A 3,780-nucleotide genomic window follows, 5' to 3' on the forward strand; every position below is an offset into this window, starting at 1 on the left:
GTTCCAGCGCATTGCCGAGGAAGCCAAGACCGGTTGCCCCGTCTCGGCTGCCCTCACCGGCATCAAGATCACCTTGGACGCCAGCCTGGCCTCCTAGCAGTCGGCGCGCCCGGATACGCCGAAGGCCTCCGCTCCGGATTTTACGGGGCGGAGGCCTTCTGCTGTGTGCGCTAGTTTTGCGTGCGGCGGGCCGGCAGCGGGCCCGGCAGCACCTTGCGGTAGCCCGCACGAAGCGGCGGCCGGTCGGTCGGGAGCTCCTGAATCATTTCCTTGAGCGCGCCGATGCCGTACTCCAGCTGCGGGTCCGTGCCGGCCGCGTAGGCGTGCGGCGGGAAGACGACCTCAATGTCGGGAGCGACGCCGTGGTTTTCGACGCCCCAGCCCACCCCGCCGGTGAACCAGGTGGCGTAGCGGGGCTGGGTGACGCCCGTGCCGTCCGCGAGGGCGAAGCGGTTGTCAATACCGACGACGCCGCCCCAGGTCCGGGTGCCGATGACCGGCCCGATGCCGCGCAGCTTGGAGACCTGGGTGATGATGTCGCCGTCGGAGCCGGCGAATTCGTCGGTCAGGATGATGACCGGGCCGCGCGGGGCGTGGTGCGGGTAGGTGCTCGGACGCTCGCCCCGCGGCATGCTCCACCCGGTCACCTTGCGGCCGATCAGCTCGGCCACCAGCTGCGAGGTGTGGCCGCCGCGGTTTCGGCGGACGTCCACGATCAGGCCGTCGAGGGAGGTCTCGGTGTCCAGGTCGCGGTGCAACTGCGCCCAGCCGTTGGCCATCATGTCCGGGATGTGCAGGTATCCGAAGGTGCCCTGTGAGGCTTCCCGCACGGTGCGCCGGTTGCCCGCGACCCATTCCTGGTAGCGCAGCCGTTCCTCGTCCTTGACCGGCACGACGGCGACGCGGCGCTGCTCCCCGGCTCGCGGGCCGTGTCCGGCGCCGTTGAGCAGGGTGAGCTCGACGGCGCGGCCGGCGGCGCCAGCCAGCTGCATGGCCGGGGTCAGCGCTTCGGAGAGCTCGACGCCGTCGACGGCCAGCAGGACGTCGCCGGGCCTGGCGTCCGCGCCGGGCCGGGTCAGCGGCGAGGTGGCCAGCGGGTCGGAGGACTCCCCCGCAAGGATCCGGGTGATTTCCCAGCCCTCGCCGGTGAAGGCGAGGTCGGCGCCGAGACGACCCTGGCCGTTGCTGCCGTTCTCCGTCACGAGGGCGGGACGGACGTAGGCGTGGGAGGTTCCCAGTTCGCCGTGGAGTTCCCAGAGGAGGTCCACCAGGTCGTCGTGCGAGCCGAGCCGGTCCACGACCGGCCGGTAGCGGGCGTGCACGGAATCCCAGTCCTGGCCGGCCATGTCCTCGGTCCAGAAGAAGTCCCGCTGCAGCCGCCAGGCCTCGTCGAAGGCCTGGCCCCAGACGCTGACCGGATCCAGCTGGACCCGGATGCGGTTCAGCTCCACCTTTACCAGCTGGCCGGACTCTTCGTCGGCCTTGGCGGCGGTGGGCACGACACGGATCTGCTTGTCCTGGACCAGGACGACCTTTTCGCCGTCGCCGGTGAGCCGGTAGCTGTCCAGCGCCTCCACGATCGTGGTGCTGCGGCGGTTGGCGAGGTCAAACCGGACCAGGCTCGGTGCCGCGTTCTTGTCTTCCAGGCTGGCCCGGCCCTCTCCCGTGACGCCGGCCAGCTCGTGGTCGAGCCAGAGCAGGGCGCCGTCGGCGGCAGAGAGGCCGGAGTAGTTGCCCTGCGGGACGGGGACGTTGATGACGCGGTGCGCGAGCCCCTGGGCGTCGACCCTGACCACCGACCCGGCGGCGTCCGCCCCCTTGTCCTTGCCGGTCCCCTGACCCGCGGCGTCAGATCCTGCGGCGGCGCCGGCGGCTGCCGGGACGTCCGGGAKCGCGACGCTCGGCCCGAACGGCGACGGCGTGTCGGCGGCCAGAGCCACGAGGTAGGGCTTGATCGGACTCGGGAAGGACAAGTCGAAGGAGTGTCCGTCGTAGACCGGGTCGAAGCTGCGGTTGGACAGGAAGGCGAGGAATTTGCCGTCCGGGGTGAAGGCCGGCGACTCGTCCCGGAAGCGGCCGTCGGTGACATCGATGATGGCGGGGGGTGCCGCGCCGTCCTGCTGCTCCGTGTCCGTCTGCTGGCCGGCGGCGGGGATCCCGGCAAGACGCAGCCGGGTGCGGGAGCCGAAGGAAGTGACCGGCTCGGCCCAACCCAGCCATGCGGAGTCGGGCGACCAGCTGAACCCGTCGATGCTGCCCTCGCCGATGCTGCTCAGCAGTGTGAGGGCGCCGGTGCGCGTGTCCGCTAGGTAGATGTCGCCGAAGGAGGTGCCGACGGCGATCCAGTTGCCGTCGGGGCTTGCCTCCATGGCGCTGGCCCGGCTCGGCGTGGGGAAGTCGATCCGGGTCGGCTGGCCGGCCGCGGCACGCTCCATCGCGGGGGTGGCTCCGCCGGGCGCTCCGTCGCCGGCTCCGCCGTCGTGGCTTGCACCGTCCTGGGTTGCGACGTCCTGAGCCGCGCCGGGGGCGGCATCCGCAGCGACGACGGCAGCGGGGGCGGGGGCACCCTGCCCGGTCAGGGCGGCGGCGGGGACCGGCCGGGGCAGCGACGCCGCGGCGTCGGTGTCCCGCGGGGCCTCGGTGGCCTCCGGCGCGGCGACTGTCGCCGGGGCGGCCGCCTGGCCGCGCTGGGCGTGGCCGGTGACGGGCGCGGCGATGGGCTTCAGGTAGAGCGCTTCGGCTCCCTCATGGTCTGCGATGTAGGCGATCCGGCCGGCGCCGAAGGGGCGCGGCAGCCGGGCGCGGACTCCCGGAGTGGCCTCGACGATGCGTGAGGGGCCGTCCTTATGCCGCAACCAGTGCAGGGTTCCGTGGGCTTCCACGGCGCTGGATTCCCCGGTGTGGTCGGGGATGACGTCGCCGAGGTGGCGGGAGGGCTTCAGCGCGGACGGGCGCCGGGACTGCGAGGCGGACCCCAGCGTGATATCCAGCTTGACGGCCTCGGCGTCGGCGTCGAGGCCGGGCAGGAGCCACAGCTCGCCGGCGGATTCAAAGACCACGCGGCGGCCGTCGGTGGCTGCGTGCCGGACGTAGAAGTCCTCGTGGTCCGTGTGGCGGCGCAGATCCGTGCCGTTGGGCAGCACGGAGTAGAGGTTGCCGTAGCCCTCATGGTCGGAAAGGAAGGCGATCCTGCCCTGGACCCACATGGGGTCGGTGAGGTTGCCGTCAAGTTCCGGCGCGAGCCGTTCGAATTCGCCGTTGCCGTCTGCGTCGATCCACAGTTTGCCGGCGGCGCCGCCGCGGTAACGCTTCCACCAGGCCGGTTCGCGGGACAACACGCTGGCCAGGACCACCGGGCGCTCGTCGCCGACCACGGTGCCGAAGGCCACGGACTCGACCGGTCCGAACGGCAGTTCCGCGGCCCAGCCGCCGGCGACCGGCAGGCTGTAGGCGTGCGTGAGGCGGCTGTCCGCCTGCCGGAACGCACTCGTGACCACCACGTCGCCGCCCGGGGTGAAACCCTTCACCTTGGTGGAGCCGTGGCCGAAGTAGCTGAGCTGCCGGTACCCGCCGCCGTCGACGTCGGCGGTGACAACCTCCGGCGCCGTCCCCTGGATGACGGTCCACACCAGACGCTGGCCGTCGGGGGTGAAACGGGGGTTACGGGCGGGCAACTGCAGCGAGGAAACCCGCCAGGCCCGGCCGCCGCCGAGGGGCGCGATCCAGACGTCATCCTCGGCCACGAAGGTGACCAGATCGCCGTGCAGATGCGGGAAACGG

The 3,780-nt window shown here is 72.1% G+C and carries 1 protein-coding gene and 1 pseudogene; one reads left to right on the forward strand and one right to left on the reverse strand.

The genetic code is table 11. From position 1 onward, the window contains the following. A pseudogene (locus AB4Y86_RS14080) lies at window positions 1-97 on the forward strand (peroxiredoxin); the annotation flags it as partial. Between the two features lie 73 nt (window positions 98-170). Here AB4Y86_RS14080 and AB4Y86_RS14085 read toward each other — a convergent pair. Then, window positions 171-3,780, reverse strand: a 3,610-nt coding sequence (locus AB4Y86_RS14085; protein WP_441402827.1) for a S41 family peptidase, incomplete at its 5' end; no start/stop codon positions are given.

The sequence above is a fragment of the Arthrobacter sp. 2YAF22_2 genome (assembly GCF_052114645.1).
Lineage (GTDB): Bacteria > Actinomycetota > Actinomycetes > Actinomycetales > Micrococcaceae > Arthrobacter.